At 66.6% G+C, this 17,002-nt stretch carries 10 protein-coding genes and 3 rRNA genes; 6 read left to right on the forward strand and 7 right to left on the reverse strand.

Features of this window, described 5'->3' with window-relative positions:
• Positions 1-24: 24 nt before the first annotated feature.
• Complete coding sequence (locus JOD65_RS17590) at positions 25-1,011, reverse strand: alpha/beta fold hydrolase (protein WP_307821244.1); 987 nt, start codon at positions 1,009-1,011, stop codon at positions 25-27.
• Between the two features lie 212 nt (positions 1,012-1,223).
• On the opposite strand from JOD65_RS17590, the gene JOD65_RS17595 reads away from it, so the two are divergent.
• The 6 genes from JOD65_RS17595 (at position 1,224) to JOD65_RS17620 (ending at position 7,763) form a co-directional block, all read left to right on the forward strand.
• Positions 1,224-2,396, forward strand: a complete 1,173-nt coding sequence (locus tag JOD65_RS17595; RefSeq protein ID WP_307821245.1) for a PucR family transcriptional regulator — start codon at positions 1,224-1,226, stop codon at positions 2,394-2,396.
• 79 nt (positions 2,397-2,475) lie between these two features.
• Positions 2,476-3,660, forward strand: coding sequence for an acyltransferase domain-containing protein (locus JOD65_RS17600; protein ID WP_191196191.1), 1,185 nt, complete (start codon positions 2,476-2,478; stop codon positions 3,658-3,660).
• On the forward strand, positions 3,660-4,673 hold the full coding sequence (locus tag JOD65_RS17605) for a beta-ketoacyl-ACP synthase III (protein ID WP_191196192.1): 1,014 nt from the start codon (positions 3,660-3,662) through the stop codon (positions 4,671-4,673). Before JOD65_RS17600 ends, JOD65_RS17605 begins: the two co-directional genes overlap by 1 nt.
• A gap of 52 nt (positions 4,674-4,725) precedes the next feature.
• On the forward strand, positions 4,726-4,971 hold the full coding sequence (locus JOD65_RS17610; RefSeq protein WP_172260204.1) for an acyl carrier protein: 246 nt from the start codon (positions 4,726-4,728) through the stop codon (positions 4,969-4,971).
• Between the two features lie 90 nt (positions 4,972-5,061).
• Positions 5,062-6,312 carry a beta-ketoacyl-ACP synthase II gene (fabF, locus tag JOD65_RS17615; RefSeq protein ID WP_191196193.1) on the forward strand — a complete coding sequence of 417 codons (1,251 nt, stop codon included), beginning with the start codon at positions 5,062-5,064 and terminating at the stop codon, positions 6,310-6,312.
• Between the two features lie 20 nt (positions 6,313-6,332).
• Positions 6,333-7,763: an acyl-CoA carboxylase subunit beta gene (locus JOD65_RS17620; protein WP_191196194.1), complete on the forward strand. Its 1,431-nt coding sequence runs from the start codon at positions 6,333-6,335 to the stop codon at positions 7,761-7,763.
• Positions 7,764-7,771: 8 nt separating this feature from the next.
• Here the strand turns inward: JOD65_RS17620 and JOD65_RS17625 are convergent, their stop codons facing one another.
• The 6 genes from JOD65_RS17625 to tyrS form a co-directional block, all read right to left on the reverse strand.
• Complete coding sequence (locus JOD65_RS17625; protein WP_443678561.1) at positions 7,772-8,251, reverse strand: DUF3145 domain-containing protein; 480 nt, start codon at positions 8,249-8,251, stop codon at positions 7,772-7,774.
• Positions 8,252-8,450: 199 nt separating this feature from the next.
• A complete protein-coding gene (locus JOD65_RS17630; protein ID WP_224747770.1) occupies positions 8,451-9,500 on the reverse strand; it encodes a tetratricopeptide repeat protein in 1,050 nt (349 codons plus the stop codon).
• Positions 9,501-9,593: 93 nt separating this feature from the next.
• Positions 9,594-9,711 (reverse strand): 5S ribosomal RNA (gene rrf / locus JOD65_RS17635).
• Between the two features lie 145 nt (positions 9,712-9,856).
• Positions 9,857-12,986: ribosomal RNA gene (locus tag JOD65_RS17640) — 23S ribosomal RNA — on the reverse strand.
• Positions 12,987-13,589: 603 nt separating this feature from the next.
• Positions 13,590-15,104: ribosomal RNA gene (locus JOD65_RS17645) — 16S ribosomal RNA — on the reverse strand.
• The 16S, 23S and 5S rRNA genes sit together here, the layout of an rRNA operon.
• Positions 15,105-15,702: 598 nt before the next feature.
• The gene (tyrS, locus tag JOD65_RS17650) at positions 15,703-16,968 is read right to left on the reverse strand and encodes a tyrosine--tRNA ligase (RefSeq protein ID WP_191195281.1); all 1,266 of its coding nucleotides are present in this window, start codon (positions 16,966-16,968) and stop codon (positions 15,703-15,705) included.
• Positions 16,969-17,002 lie beyond the last annotated feature (34 nt).

Below are 17,002 nucleotides of genomic sequence, written 5' to 3' on the forward strand. Positions count from 1 at the left end.
TGACACCCGCCTGACCCGCCCGGGTCAGGCGGGTGTTGCGTGTCGTACGTCGCCCCGCGGGTCGACCGGGCCGTCGCCGGCGCGCGCCCCGGCCGGGCGGACCGGCGCCCCCTCGTCGAGGAGGTCGCGCCAGCGGTCACGGTCGTAGCGGCTGGGCTCGGTCGCGCGGATGAAGTCGCGCACGATCTTCGCGAAGCGCTCGGGGTGGTCACGGTGCGGGAAGTGACCGGCGTTGGGGATGATCTCGACGCGCGCGGTCGGCGCGAGGGCGCTGGCGTTGCTCGCGTGGCCGACCGGGATCACGTGGTCGTCGGCGCCCCAGATCACGCACATCGGCATGGCCTCGGTGAGGTAGGCCCGGTCGGCCATCGTCACGATCTGGCCCTTCCAGTCCACGACGGCGCGGACCACGTGGCGGATCGCGGCGCGGGCACGGGGGTCCTTGAAGGAGTCGTAGATGGCGGCGACCTCGCCGAGGTCGCGCAGCTGGCTGATCCCGCTCCGGGCGAGGATCCGCATCGTCGTCGTGGCCGCGTGGCGCAGCCCCGGCGCCGCCAGCAGGCCCATCACCTGGTGGAAGCCCGGCGTGGTGATCGCGCGGATCGCGGGGTTGACCTCGGGCCCCAGGCCGCCGGAGCCCACGAGGACGAGCCGCTCGGTGCGCTCGGGGTACTGGTAGGCGAACTGCATCGCCACTCCCCCGCCGAAGCTGTGCCCGACGACCGTCGCGGTGTCGATGCCCAGCACGGTCAGCAGGTCCCGCATGCCGTTGGCGTAGCCGCCCACGCTGTAGTCGGCGCGCGGCTTGTCGGACGACCCGTGCCCGAGCAGGTCGGGCGCGATGACGGTGTGCGTCCGGGAGAGCGAGTCGATGACGGGTCCCCAGGTCGTGTGGTCGCAGCCGAGGCCGTGGAGCAGGAGGACGACGGGCCCCGATCCGGCGCGGACGTAGGCGCGTCGGTGACCGTGCACGGTCACGTGCTCGACCTGCGGGCTGCTGCGACGGGTCACTCGACCTTCCACCTCGATCTCAGGGGGTGCGGACTGTTCGGGATTCAACCAGAGCGTGCTGCCCCGTACCCCACCCGCCTCGCGGCGATGCCAAGTCGTGACCTGGGGCGTCGAGCGGCGTAGGAACGGACACGCCGCCACGGTGGGCCGCTCTCGACGCTCCACGGTTCGTGGGAATCCCACTACGTGACGCACCCCACTACAGTCGTCCCGTGACCCCGTCCCGTCGCCGCGCAGCCGAGGCCCTGCGCAACTCCACGGGCGCACTGAGCACCGCCGCCACGGGCCGGATGTCGACGGACCTGCCGTGGTTCGACGACCTGAGCGCCGAGGACCGCTCGTGGGTCGGCCTGATCGTGCAGGCCGGCATCCGCGGGTTCGTCGACTGGTACGACCACGAGGTCGAGGCGTCGGCCCACGACCCGCTCGACGTCGTCGTGTTCGGCGCCGCGCCGCGCGAGCTGACCGGCGTCATCTCGCTGCAGCAGACCGTCGAGCTGGTGCGGCTGAGCATCCGGGTCGTCGAGACGACGATCGACACGCTCCTCGACCCCGAGGACGCCCGCGAGGTGCACGACGCGGTGCTGCTCTACGCGCGCGAGGTGGCGTTCGCCACCGCCGCCGTCTACGCCCGCGCTGCCGAGTCCCGCGGCGCGTGGGACGCCCGGCTCGAGGCGCTGGTCGTCGACGCGGTCGTCCGCGCCGAGGCCGACGAGAGCGTGCTGTCGCGCGCGAGCGCGCTGGGCTGGGGGGCGCACGGCGACGTGGCCGTGGTGCTGGGCGCCACGCCTCCGCACCGGGCCGAGCTCGACGTCTTCGAGTCCGTACGCCGCTCGGCGCGCGCCGGCGGGATGGACGCGCTGTGCGCCACGCAGGGCGACCGGCTGGTGGTCGTGCTGGGCGGCGTCACCGACCCGCTCCCCGCCGCGACCCGGCTGCTGGACCACTTCGGTGACGGGCCCGTCGTGGTCGGACCGGTGACCGCTGACCTGGCCCACGCCAACGCGTCCGCCCGCGCCGCCCTCTCGGCCCACCGGGCCGCCAGCGGCTGGCCCGACGCCCCGCGCCCGGTCGCCAGCCGCGACCTGCTGCCCGAGCGGGCCCTCGCCGGCGACGGCCACGCGCGGCGCCACCTCGTCGACGAGGTCTACCTCCCGCTGGTGGCCGCTCGCGGCACCCTGCTGGAGACGCTGTCGGCGTGGTTCGAGCACGGCTCGTCGATCGAGGCGACGGCTCGCGCGCTCTTCGTGCACCCCAACACGGTGCGCTACCGGCTGCGCCAGATCTCCGACACCACGGGGTGGTCACCGACCCGACCGCGCGAAGCGTTCGCCCTCCAGCTGGCGCTGATCCTAGGGCGTCAGTCGGGTCGAACGGAATTGTAGGAACCCTACAAGGATCTGGGGGTTAGTTTCGTCGGCGTCGGACCCGCGCCGACCGGCCACGACCCGGCACAGTGGACGTGTGCTCGTCATTGTCGCTCCTGGTCAAGGGGCCCAGACCCCCGGTTTCCTCACGCCCTGGCTGGAGGACCCGACCTTCGCTGCGCGGTTCGACTGGCTGGCCACCGTGGCCGGCATCGACCTCGCCCACTACGGCACCCAGGCAGACGCCGACACGATCCGCGACACCAAGATCGCCCAGCCGCTGCTGGTCGCGACCGGGCTGATCGCGGCGCTCGACCTCTTCCCGCACCCCGCCGACGCGTTCGCACGCATCGGCGCGGTCGCCGGCCACAGCGTGGGCGAGCTCACCGCCGCGGCGGGCGCCCGGGTGATCACCGCCGAGCAGGCGATGGTGCTGGTGCGCGAGCGCGGCAACGCGATGGCCGACGCGGCCGCCACCACCGCCACCGGGATGACCGCCGTCCTCGGCGGCGACCGCGACGAGGTCCTCGCGGTCATCGAGCGCCACGGCCTCACCGCCGCCAACGACAACGGCCCCGGCCAGGTCGTCGCAGCCGGTACGACGGAGCAGCTCGCGGCCTTCGCCGAGGACCCGCCCGCCAAGGCCCGTCTGATGCCGCTCAGCGTCGCCGGCGCATTCCACACCGTCCACATGGCACCGGCGGTCGACCGCCTCGCCTCGCTGGCCCGGTCGGTCTCCACCCACGACCCGCGCACCCCGGTGATCTCCAACCGCGACGGCCAGGTCGTCCACGACGGCCGCGACGTGCTGCGCCGCATGGTCGGGCAGATCTCCAACCCGGTCCGCTGGGACCTCTGCCTCGAGACCATGAGCGACCTCGGCGTCACCGGCATCCTGGAGATGCCGCCCGCCGGCACGCTCACCGGCATCGCGAAGCGCGCCCTGAAGGGCGTCGAGACCTTTGCGCTCAAGACACCCGACCAGCTCGACGACGCCCGCGAGTTCTGCGACAAGCACGGCGAGGCGTCGATGATCGAGACCACGCCGACGTGGCGGATGGTCGTCTCGCCCGCGAAGGGCACGTTCCACATCTCCCCCGAGGCAGCCCAGCTCCACCTGCTCGCGCCCGGCGCCATCATCGGAGCCGTCGCCAGCCTGCGCGACCGCACCGACATCACCGCGCTGCACGGTGGCTCCGTGGTCGAGTGGCTGGTCGAGGACGGCGACCTCGTCTCGCCCGGACAGCCCCTCCTGCGCCTCCACCCCGAGGCCACCCTCTGATGGCGACCATCGCCGGCGGCACGGGCGCCCCCCACGCACGCATCATGGGCGTCGGGGCCTACCGCCCGACCCGCCTCGTCCCCAACTCCGAGGTCGTCGACGCCATCGACTCCAGCGACGAGTGGATCCAGCAGCGCTCCGGGATCAAGACGCGCCGCTGGGCCGGTCCCGAGGAGTCCGTGCAGATGATGTCCGTCGAGGCCTCGCGGATCGCCATCGAGCGGGCGGGGCTCGACGTCGGCCAGATCGACTGCGTGGTCGTGGCCACCGTGAGCCACCTGCTCCAGACGCCCGCCGTGGCCACGGCCGTTGCGCACGAGCTCGGCACGGACGGCGCGGCCGCCTTCGACATCTCCGCGGCCTGCTCCGGGTTCTGCCACGGCATCGCCCTGGCCTCCGACATCGTCCGCGCCGGCAGCGCCCGCCATGTCCTCGTGGTCGGGGTGGAGCGGCTCACCGACATCCTCGACCTCACCGACCGCGGCACCGCCTTCATCTTCGCCGACGGTGCCGGAGCGGCCGTCGTCGGACCCAGTGACACCCCCGGCATCGGACCGGTGGTGTGGGGCTCCGACGGCGAGCAGTTCGACCTCATCCGCCAGCGCGAGGACTGGCGCGACGTCGTCGGCACCGACACCCAGCCGGGTTCCGGCGTGATGCCGCACCTGACCATGCAGGGCAACCCGGTCTTCCGCTGGGCGTCCTTCGCGATGGCCAAGATCGGTCAGCAGGCGTTGGACAGCGCCGGGGTCTCGCTCGACGAGCTCGACGTCTTCGTGCCCCACCAGGCCAACATGCGCATCATCGACGCCATGGCGCGCTCGATGAAGCTGCCCGCCTCGGTGAAGATCGCCCGCGACGTCGCCGACCAGGGCAACTCCTCGGCCGCCTCGGTCCCGCTCGCGCTCGACCGGATGATGGCCGAGGGCGAGGCGAAGTCCGGTGACACCGCACTGCTGATCGCGTTCGGCGCCGGGCTGTCCTACGCCGCCCAGGTCGTCACCGTCCCCTGACCCGCACCACCCACAGACCAGCCCAAGCAGCACCAGAAGAAGGGAAGGCCCCATGGCCAGCACCGAAGAAATCCGCGCCGACCTCGCCGAGATCGTCAACGAGGTGGCCGGCGTCGACGCCGACGACGTCCAGCTGGACAAGTCCTTCGTGGACGACCTCGACGTCGACTCGCTCTCCATGGTCGAGGTCGTCGTGGCCGCCGAGGAGAAGTTCGGCGTGACCATCCCCGACGACGAGGTCAAGAACCTCAAGACCGTGGGCGACGCCGTCGCCTACATCGAGCGCGCCCAGGGCTGACGCTCTCCCCCGCGTCACGGGTGGCCGGCGTCCAGCCCCGGCCCCCGTGACCCAGGAACCTCATCCCCAGCGAGAACGGAACCACATCAGATGCCCTCGACCCGCGTAGTCGTCACCGGCCTCGGCACCACCTCCCCCGTCGGCGGGGACGTCGCCTCCACGTGGCAGGCGATGCTGTCCGGCACGTCCGGCATCCGGCGCCTCACCGACGAGTGGGTCGACCAGCTGCCGGTGAAGATCGGTGGCCGCGTGGCGGTCGAGCCGTCCGAGGTCCTCGAGCGGGTCAAGGCGCGCCGTCTCGACCGGTCGAGCCAGTTCGCGATGGTCGCCGCCGAGCAGGCGTGGGCCGACGCGGGCCTGGAGGACTCCGGCCTCGAGCCCGAGCGGCTCGGCGTGGCGCTCGCCTCCGGCATTGGCGGCGTCACCACGCTCCTCGACAACTACGACACCCTCCTCGAGAAGGGTGCGCGCCGGGTCTCCCCGCTCGCGGTCCCCATGCTCATGCCCAACGCCCCGGCCGCCAACGTCAGCCTCAAGTACGGCGCCCGCGCGGCGGTCCACGCCCCCACCTCGGCCTGCGCGTCGGGCAACGAGGCGATCGCCATGGCGATCGACCTGATCCGCCTCGGCCGCGCCGACGTCGTCATGGCCGGCGGCACCGAGGCCGCGATCCACCCGCTCCCGATGGCGGCGTTCGCCAACATGATGGCGTTGTCCAAGACCGGCAGCGAGGAGGGCGGCGACCCGACCACGGTCTCCCGCCCCTGGGACACCGGCCGCGACGGCTTCGTCCTCGGCGAGGGCGGCGCCGTGCTCATCCTCGAGTCCGAGGAGCACGCCCGCGCCCGGGGCGCGAAGATCTACGCCGAGGTGCGCGGCGCCGGCATCAGCAACGACGCCCACGACATCGCACAGCCCGACCCCGCGGGTCGCGGCGGCACCCGCGCGATCAAGATGGCGCTCCGCGAGGGCGACGTCGACCCCGCCACCGTCGTCCACGTCAACGCCCACGCGACCTCCACGCCCAAGGGCGACATCGCCGAGGGCCTGATGCTCCACGCCGTCCTCGGCGAGCACGTGGACCGCTGCGTGGTCACCAGCACCAAGTCGATGACCGGCCACCTGCTCGGTGGCGCCGGAGCACTGGAGGCCGTGGCCACCGTCATGGCGCTCCACGACCGCGTCAGCCCGCCGACGATCAACCTCGACGACAAGGACCCCGAGGTCGACCTCGACATCCCGACGTCGAAGCGCGCCCTGCCCGACGGCGACGTCGTCGCGCTCAACAACTCCTTCGGCTTCGGCGGCGCCAACGTCGCGGTCGCCTTCGGCAGCGTCTGAGAACCGGAAGAGGACTCCCCATGACGACGACGGCCACGAAGCCCGCCAAGCTGCCCCGCGAGCAGGACCCGCGCAACCCGGTCCACCGGCTCACGGCGCTGCTCGACGAGGGCACCCTCGAGCTGATCACCGCCGACGACGACTCGGGGATGCTCGCCGCCGTCGGTCGGGTCGACGGCACGTCCGTCGTCGCCTTCTGCAGCGATGCCACGGTGATGGGCGGCGCCATGGGCGACGTCGGCTGCCGCGTCGTGGTGGACGCCTACCACCGCGCCATCACCGACGGGGTGCCGATCATCGGCCTGTGGCACTCCGGTGGCGCCCGGCTCGCGGAGGGCGTGCTGTCCCTCCACGCCGTGGGCCGCATCTTCCAGGTGATGACGCAGGCCTCCGGGGTCATCCCCCAGATCTCCGTCGTGCTCGGCCCCGCCGCCGGCGGCGCAGCCTACGGCCCGGCGCTCACCGACGTGGTGATCCTCGGTCCCGAGGGTCGCATCTTCGTCACCGGCCCCGACGTCGTCCGCTCTGTCACGGGCGAGGACGTCGACATGCTCCGTCTCGGCGGCCCCGAGCCGCACGGCCGGCGCTCCGGCGTCGTCCACATCCTCACCGAGTCCGAGCGCGAAGCGCTCGACCGTGCCCGCACGGTCGCCTCCCTCCTCGGCGCCCAGGGGAGCCTGGCGGCCGAGTCCGTCGAGGACCGCGACCTCGGGGCCCTCCTGCCGGAGTCCAAGAAGCGCGCCTACGACGTGCACCCGCTCGTCGACGGCCTGCTCGACGAGGGCACCATGCAGGAGATCCACGCCCGCTGGGCCCCCAACATCGTCACCGCCCTCGGCCGTTTCGGGGGCCGCACCGTCGGCGTCGTGGCCAACAACCCGCTGCGCCTCGGCGGCTGCCTCGACTCACTCTCAGCGGAGAAGGCGTCCCGCTTCGTGCGCATGTGCGACGCCTTCGGGGTGCCGCTGGTCGTCCTGGTCGACGTGCCCGGCTACCTGCCCGGTGTGGGTCAGGAGTGGGACGGCGTCGTACGCCGTGGCGCCAAGCTGCTGCACGCCTTCGGCGAGTGCGTGGTGCCGCGGGTGACGCTGGTGACCCGCAAGACCTACGGCGGCGCCTACATCGCGATGAACGCCCGCTCGCTCGGCGCGACCCGGGTGTTCGCGTGGCCGGGGGCCGAGGTCGCCGTCATGGGCGCCGTGGCCGCCATTCGCGTCCTCCACCGCCGCAAGCTGGCGGAGGTCTCCCCCGAGATCCGACCGCAGGTCGAGGCGGAGCTGGCAGCCGAGCACGAGCGCATCGCCGGCGGCGTGGACAAGGCCGTGGAGATCGGCGTCGTCGACGAGGTCGTCGAGCCGACCCGGACCCGCAGCGCCATCGCCGAGGCGATGCGCCACGAGATCGACACGGTCGGCGTACGCCGCGGTCGTCACGGCAACATCCCCCTCTGAGGGCGTCCTCAGACCACCTGGTGCAGCCAGCGCACCGGAGCACCCTCGCCGGCGTGGCGGAAGGTCTCGAGCTCGTCGTCCCACGGCTTGCCGAGCAGGTTGTCGATCTCGAGCAGCAGCGTGGTGTCACCCAGGGCGGCCTTCACCACCGCGGCCTTCAGCCGGTCCTCGGGGATCAGGATGTCGCCGTGGGGTCCGGTGATGGCGTGGAAGATCCCGAGGTCGGGCGTGCACGAGAAGCGCGTGCCCTCGGTGGAGCTCGTCGGCTCCTCGGTGATCTCGAAGCGCAGGTGGTTCCAGCCACGCAGGGCAGACGCAACCGCCGCTGCGGTGCCACCTGAACCCGACCAGGACAGCTCGGCACGGTAGGACCCCGGCTGGGCAGGCTGCGGCGTCCAGTCGAGCGAGACGGCGACTCCGAGGATCCCGCCCACGGCCCACTCGATGTGCGGGCAGAGTGCGGAGGGAGCAGAGTGCACGTAAAGAATGCCCCTCGTGGCCGGACCGTCCGGACGGGAAGCAATGCGTGTGGTCACTGTGACCTCCTTGAGTTCCGACGCTCCAGATGCGCCTTCCCCAGCGTTCTGTCGTCAGTGCTCAAAGAGTTGAGTGACACGTATGTGATTAGTGGCCCCATTGTGACCCATGTGGCGCCCGAGCGCCAGCAGTCACGCCGATGAGGTCCGATCAGGACTGGCGGCGCTCCAGGATCTCCGCGCGCTCGGCGGAGTCGGTGAGCTCATCGGAGTCGACCGCGTGCGTGCGGTGGAACCACGCCAGCGCGTCCGACTCGCGGCCGGCCGCCTCGAGCGTGTCGGCATAGGCGTAACGCAGCCGCACCACCCAGGCAGCACGGCTCTTCGACGTCAGCGGCGCGAGCTCGAGGGTGCGCAGGGCAGCGTCGAGCTGGCCCATGTCGCGCCGGGCACCCGCCTCGACGAGCGTCATCTCGGCCTTCGCCTCGGAGCTGAAGTTGGCGACCGACGGGGTCTTGGCCAGCTTGATCGCCTGCTCGGGATTGCCGAGTGCTCGGTGGCAGTCGGCCATGATCGGCAGGTAGTCGGTCGCACCGTTCATCCGCTTGGCGGCACGAAGCTCAGCCAGTGCCTCGGCGTAGTGCCCGGCAGCGTACGCCGTCTCGCCCACCGCTTCGCGGACGACCGCGATGCGGGAGGCGCGGGCACGTGCAGCGAGGGCGTGACGGTAGGCGAGCTCGGGGTCCTCGTCGATGAAGGCTCCGGCCGCTGCCAGGTGCCGGGCGACGCGGGCTGCGAGCTTCTCGGGCAGGCCCTTCAGCTGGGCACGGACCCCACGGTCGAGCTCGATGCCCGTGATGTGCTCGGGCAGGTCCGGTCCGTCGTACGCCGCCTGGTCGGCGGTGCGGGCTTCCTTCTCCTCCGCGCGGCTCCTGGGCCCGCGCTGCTGGGCGCCGGCCGGGCGCTTGCCGCCCGTCGGCTTGCCACCCGACGGGCCGCGGCCACCCGACTTGCCACGGGTGTCCCCGGTTCGGCTCGCGCCGCCACGGGAGTCACCGCGGGAGTCGCTGCGTGAGTCGCTGCGGGATCCCCCTCGGGAGTCACCGCGGGCGCCGCCTCGCGAGTCGCTCTGCGACCCGCCACGGGACGACGAGCTGCCGCGGCCACTGCCGGACGAGCCATCTCGTCCGCCGCCGGACCCACCTCGTGACGGTCGCTGTCCTCGACGGTCCTCGGCCACAGCCGCACTTCCCTTCTCCACGCCTCGACACCCCGTTCGGGGGCAACGCTACTCATACCGCGCCAGAAATGGCGCAGGGGCCACCAGATCACTGGTGGCCCCTGCCAAATGTTTGTCCGGCGGCGTCCTACTCTCCCACAACCTCTCGGTTGCAGTACCATCGGCGCTGAAAGGCTTAACTTCCGGGTTCGGTATGGGACCGGGTGTTTCCCGTTTCGCTATGGCCGCCGTAACTCTTTCAACCTCTACAAACCCCCAGGTGTCCTGGGTTGGGTTTGTTGGTTGGGAACTGCTTAGTGGACGCGAACAAGTGTGTGTGTTCGTTGGTTTGCGCGGTCGTACGTCACACAGTTGGTGTGTGTGGTTTTGTACGGTGTTGGGACAAGCCCTCGGCCTATTAGTACCGGTCGGCTAGGCATTACTGCTGTACACCTCCGGCCTATCAACCCCATGTTCTGTGGGGGGCCTTACCCCATTATTGGGTGGGAAACCTCATCTTGAAACGTGCTTCCCGCTTAGATGCATTCAGCGGTTATCACTTCCGAACGTAGCCAACCAGCCGTGCTCTTGGCAGAACAACTGGCACACCAGAGGTTCGTCCATCCCGGTCCTCTCGTACTAGGGACAGCCTTTCTCAAGTTTCCTGCGCGCGCGGCGGATAGGGACCGAACTGTCTCACGACGTTCTAAACCCAGCTCGCGTGCCGCTTTAATGGGCGAACAGCCCAACCCTTGGGACCTACTCCAGCCCCAGGATGCGACGAGCCGACATCGAGGTGCCAAACCATCCCGTCGATATGGACTCTTGGGGAAGATCAGCCTGTTATCCCCGGGGTACCTTTTATCCGTTGAGTGACCACGCTTCCACATGCCGTGGCCAGATCACTAGTTCCGACTTTCGTCCCTGCTCGACATGTCTGTCTCACAGTCAAGCTCCCTTGTGCACTTACACTCGCCACCTGATTGCCAACCAGGCTGAGGGAACCTTTGAGCGCCTCCGTTACATTTTAGGAGGCAACCGCCCCAGTTAAACTACCCATCAGGCACTGTCCCTGATCCGGATGACGGACCTAGGTTAGACATCTAGTACGACCAGAGTGGTATTTCAACGTTGACTCCACCCCCACTGGCGTGAGGGTTTCACAGTCTCCCACCTATCCTACACAAGCCGTACCAAACACCAATACCAAACTATAGTAAAGGTCCCGGGGTCTTTCCGTCCTGCCGCGCGTAACGAGCATCTTTACTCGTAGTGCAATTTCGCCGAGTCCATGGTTGAGACAGTGGGAAAGTCGTTACTCCATTCGTGCAGGTCGGAACTTACCCGACAAGGAATTTCGCTACCTTAGGATGGTTATAGTTACCACCGCCGTTTACTGGGGCTTAAATTCTCAGCTTCGACCCCAAAGGGTCTAACCGGTCCTCTTAACCTTCCAGCACCGGGCAGGAGTCAGTCCGTATACATCGTCTTACAACTTCGCACGGACCTGTGTTTTTAGTAAACAGTCGCTTTCCCCTGGTCTCTGCGGCCCTTCACGCTTCCCCCAGCAAGTGGGTTCACGATCCGGGCCCCCCTTCTCCCGAAGTTACGGGGGCATTTTGCCGAGTTCCTTAACCATGGTTGTCTCGATCGCCTTAGTATTCTCTACTTGATCACCTGAGTCGGTTTGGGGTACGGGCGGCTCGTTGCTCGCTAGAGGTTTTTCTCGACAGCATAGGATCACCCACTTCGCCATATGGCTCCGCATCACGTCTCAGACTCCACACTGAAGTGGATGGTGCGGATTTGCCTACACCACGTCCTACACGCTTGCCCACAGACAACCATCGCTGTGGCTGGGCTACCTTCCTGCGTCACCCCATCGCTTGACTACTACCAGCTCGGGTCCCACGCTCCGCTCACCAGCCTCGCCCCGAAGGGTCCGGTCCGATGAGTTTCGGGTGGTTAGCATCACCAGGTTCGTCATGGGCGCAACTTCGCCGGTACGGGAATATCAACCCGTTGTCCATCGACTACGCCTGTCGGCCTCGCCTTAGGTCCCGACTTACCCAGGGCAGATTAGCTTGACCCTGGAACCCTTGATCATTCGGCGCACGGGTTTCTCACCCGTGATTCGCTACTCATGCCTGCATTCTCACTCGTGTGGGCTCCACGCCTGGATCACTCCGGCGCTTCACTGCCCACACGACGCTCCCCTACCCATCCAGCGCACTGAACACCGATCAAGTCGATGCTGATGTATTCGCTGAATGCCATAGCTTCGGCGGATGACTTGAGCCCCGCTACATTGTCGGCGCGGAATCACTTGACCAGTGAGCTATTACGCACTCTTTCAAGGGTGGCTGCTTCCAAGCCAACCTCCTGGTTGTCAATGCGACTCCACATCCTTTTCCACTTAGTCACCGCTTAGGGGCCTTAGCTGATGGTCTGGGCTGTTTCCCTCTCGACTACGGAGCTTATCCCCCGCAGTCTCACTGCTGCGCTCTCACTTACCGGCATTCGGAGTTTGGCTAACGTCAGTAACCTTGTAGGGCCCATCGGCTATCCAGTGCTCTACCTCCGGCAAGAAACACGCAACGCTGCACCTAAATGCATTTCGGGGAGAACCAGCTATCACGAAGTTTGATTGGCCTTTCACCCCTATCCACAGGTCATCCCCTCAGTTTTCAACCTAAGTGGGTTCGGTCCTCCACGTCGTCTTACCGACGCTTCAACCTGCCCATGGATAGATCACTTCGCTTCGGGTCTTGAGCGCGCTACTGAAACGCCCTATTCGGACTCGCTTTCGCTACGGCTTCCCCACACGGGTTAACCTCGCAACACACCGCAAACTCGCAGGCTCATTCTTCAAAAGGCACGCCGTCACCCCTGCACAAGGCAGAAGCTCCGACGGATTGTAGGCACACGGTTTCAGGTACTATTTCACTCCCCGCCAGGGGTACTTTTCACCTTTCCCTCACGGTACTTGTCCGCTATCGGTCATCAAGGAGTATTTAGGCTTAACGGGTGGTCCCGCCAGATTCACACGGAATTTCAGGGGTTCCGTGTTACTTGGGAACACGCTCCAGAGCCAGCGCTTTACGTCTACGGGCCTATCACCCTCTACGGTACGGCTTTCCAACCGACTTCGACTTCCACACTGGTTTCTTACTCTGTGCTGAGCCGGCAGACTCAGCTGAACGGTCCCACAACCCCCCGAATGCAACCCCTGCCGGGTATCACACACTCGAGGTTTGGCCTCATCCGATTTCGCTCGCCACTACTCTCGGAATCACTGTTGTTTTCTCTTCCTGTCGGTACTGAGATGTTTCACTTCCCGACGTTCCCTCCACACACCCTATGTGTTCAGGTGCAGGTAACACGACATGACTCGTGCTGGGTTTCCCCATTCGGACACCCCCGGATCACAGCTTGGTTGCCAACTCCCCAGGGCTTATCGCAGGCTCCAACGTCCTTCATCGGCTCTTGATGCCAAGGCATCCACCATGTGCCCTTCATAGCTTGTCTCAACAACGTCAAAACAACACACGCCCAAACAGCACACGCCATTCACGCGCACGTCATACACAACGCACGAGACAAACCAAAGAACACCCGACCCACCCCCCAATCAAAGGAATGAGCCGGCAGACTCTTCACACACCGCAAACCCGTAAGGAAACGAGTCCACGGCGCGAAGATAATTACACACTCACCACACACCCATCGCCAGGAGCCACACCCAAAAGGTGCGCCACCCGATCACGGCGTGCAGTGAAGATGCTCGCGTCCACTATGCAGATCTCAAACAACAACCCCACCAACCCCCCCACCCCCCACAAGGAGGAGCACGAGCGAAGAGAGGAACAGAAGCCCAACCACACACACCACCCTCGGCTTTGACGCCAAGGACGGCCGCGACGGCTGATCCTTCAGGACCCAACAGTGTGCTTGACCCCACCCCCACCAACGCAGGGCATGAGTGAACCAGAAGTACCCGGCTCTCCACGGAAACCCGTGACGAACCAGCTCGCTGATGTCGACGATTCCACTAGTGAGACACCACCATCGCACCTGGGCGCTTCGCGACCCAGTATGGGCCGGCCAGATGTCGGGGTGTGTGCTCCTTAGAAAGGAGGTGATCCAGCCGCACCTTCCGGTACGGCTACCTTGTTACGACTTCGTCCCAATCGCCAGCCCCACCTTCGACGGCTCCCTCCACAAGGGTTGGGCCACCGGCTTCGGGTGTTGCCGACTTTCGTGACGTGACGGGCGGTGTGTACAAGGCCCGGGAACGTATTCACCGCAGCGTTGCTGATCTGCGATTACTAGCGACTCCGACTTCATGGGGTCGAGTTGCAGACCCCAATCCGAACTGAGACCGGCTTTTTGGGATTCGCTCCCCCTTACGGGATCGCAGCCCTTTGTACCGGCCATTGTAGCATGCGTGAAGCCCTGGACATAAGGGGCATGATGACTTGACGTCATCCCCACCTTCCTCCGAGTTGACCCCGGCAGTCTCCTATGAGTCCCCACCATTACGTGCTGGCAACATAGAACGAGGGTTGCGCTCGTTGCGGGACTTAACCCAACATCTCACGACACGAGCTGACGACAGCCATGCACCACCTGTACACCCCCAAAAGAAGCCCCATCTCTGGAGCGGCAGGGTGTATGTCAAACCCAGGTAAGGTTCTTCGCGTTGCATCGAATTAATCCGCATGCTCCGCCGCTTGTGCGGGCCCCCGTCAATTCCTTTGAGTTTTAGCCTTGCGGCCGTACTCCCCAGGCGGGGCGCTTAATGCGTTAGCTGCGGCACGGAATCCGTGGAATGGACCCCACACCTAGCGCCCAACGTTTACGGTGTGGACTACCAGGGTATCTAATCCTGTTCGCTCCCCACACTTTCGCTCCTCAGCGTCAGGTCATTCCCAGAGAACCGCCTTCGCCACCGGTGTTCCTCCTGATATCTGCGCATTTCACCGCTACACCAGGAATTCCGTTCTCCCCTGAATACCTCTAGTCTGCCCGTATCGAAAGCAAGCCAGGTGTTAAGCACCTGGTTTTCACTCCCGACGCGACAAACCGCCTACGAGCCCTTTACGCCCAATAATTCCGGACAACGCTCGCACCCTACGTATTACCGCGGCTGCTGGCACGTAGTTGGCCGGTGCTTCTTCTGCAGGTACCGTCACTTGCGCTTCGTCCCTGCTGAAAGAGGTTTACAACCCGAAGGCCGTCATCCCTCACGCGGCGTTGCTGGATCAGGCTTCCGCCCATTGTCCAATATTCCCCACTGCTGCCTCCCGTAGGAGTCTGGGCCGTGTCTCAGTCCCAGTGTGGCCGGTCACCCTCTCAGGCCGGCTACCCGTCGAAGCCATGGTGAGCCATTACCTCACCATCAAGCTGATAGGCCGCGAGCACATCCCTGGCCGAAAAACTTTCCACAACCAACCATGCGGTCAGATGTCATATCCGGTATTAATCACCGTTTCCGGTGGCTATCCCAAAGCCAGGGGCAGATTACTCACGTGTTACTCACCCGTTCGCCGCTCGAGTACCACCGAAGTGGCCTTTCCGCTCGACTTGCATGTGTTAAGCACGCCGCCAGCGTTCGTCCTGAGCCAGGATCAAACTCTCCATCGAAAACATACCCACCAACCACCCAAAAGGAGGCCAACAGGACTATCAATAAGAGCCACATCCATGACTGAACAAAACTAGCGATGGAACCCCCGAAAGGGTCCCGCCAGAATCATTGTCAAAGAAACCGCGACACCACACCCACCAACCCAAAAGGCCGGTGAGCAAACATGATGTCAACGGGGCATAACAAACTAATTCGTCGACTAATCAAACACACTGTTGAGTTCTCAAGAATCAGACGCACCCACATCGCGATCCGGTGAGGATCTCGGTTGCGTGAGGCAACTGGTGAAACTTAGCGAGCGACTTTCTGCCGTGGCAAATCCTCGGCTGTTTCGCTCTGACCCGGTGGTGTCACCGTGACCGGTGACCGCTTCGAGTTGTCCTGCCCGGGGCCGGGAGCCCGACCTGACCGGTCTTGCTCCCCGCCGCTCCCTGGCGACAGAGAGAACATTATGCAGTTCGCCCGGATCGTGCAAATCGAAACGCTGTGACCGCGAGCACACTTGCGTTTCCGCAGGTCAGAGGCCCGTTGTGACCCCTGGGGCAGTTGGGAGGGGGTGTCGGGCGGGCCGAAAGGACCCGCCCGACGACGTCCTCAGGAGACCTCGACGCCCGCGAACTTCTTCTTGCCGCGGCGCAGCACGAGCCAGGACCCGGCGACCAGGTCGGACGCGGAGGGCTGCAGCTCGGGGTCCTCGACCCGCACGTTGTTGAGGTAGGCGCCGCCCTCGGCGACGGTGCGTCGGGCCTCCCCCTTGCTCTTCGCGAGACCTGCGGCCACGAGGAGGTCGAGGATGCCGGGCAGCTCGCCGGCGGGAAGCGTCGTACCGCCGGCCTCCCTCAGGGCGGAGGCGAGGGTGTCGGGCTTGATGCCGTCCAGGTCTCCCCCGCCGAACAGCGCGGCGGCCGCGGCCTTGGCGTGCTCGACCTCGTCTGCGCCGTGCACCAGGGCGGTGACCTCGTCGGCCAGGCGCTTCTGGCCGGCACGCAGGAACGGCTTGTCGGCCGTCTGCTGCTCGAGGTCCTCGATCTCCTCTCGGGAGAGGAACGTGAACACGCGGAGCAGCTCCCCGACCTTCTCGTCCTCCACGTTGAGCCAGAACTGGTGGAAGGCGTAGGGCGACAGCATCTCCGGGTCGAGCCAGAGCGCGCCACCCTCGGTCTTGCCGTACTTGGTGCCGTCGGACTTGGTGAGGAGCGGTGTCGCGAGCGCATGTGCGTGCCCGCCGTCGGTGCGCCGGATCAGCTCCACCCCTGCGGTCAGGTTGCCCCACTGGTCGGAACCGCCGAACTGCAGCGTGATGCCGTGCTGGCGGTGGAGCTCGAGGAAGTCCATCGACTGCAGCAGCACGTAGGAGAACTCGGTGTAGCTGATGCCTGACTCGAGCCGTCGCTTGACGGTGTCGCGCGCGAGCATCCGGTTGACCGGGAAGTGCTTGCCGATGTCGCGCAGGAAGTCGATCGTCGACAGCGAGGCGGTCCAGTCGTAGTTGTTCACCATGGTCGCGGCGTTGGGGCCGTCGAACGACAGGAACGGCTCGATCTGCCCACGCACGCGCTCGACCCACTCCTTGACCGTGTCGAGGGAGTTGAGCGTGCGCTCCCCGGAGTCGCGCGGGTCGCCGATCATGCCGGTGGCACCGCCGACGAGGGCGTACGGCGTGTGGCCCGCCTCCTGGAGCCGCCTCGCGGTCAGCACCTGCACGAGGTGGCCCATGTGGAGGCTCGGGGCGGTCGGGTCGAAGCCCACATAGAACTTGACGCTCCCCTCACCCAGCGCGGCGCGGAGCGCATCGCGGTCGGTGGAGTGCGCGATGAGGCCGCGCCACTCCAGCTCGTCGAGGACGTTGGGGCTGGTCACGTGAGTTCCTTCGGGTGAGGTGGACTGGTTCGCG

Origin of the sequence: Nocardioides cavernae (genome assembly GCF_016907475.1) — a bacterium.
GTDB classification, from domain to species: domain Bacteria; phylum Actinomycetota; class Actinomycetes; order Propionibacteriales; family Nocardioidaceae; genus Nocardioides; species Nocardioides cavernae.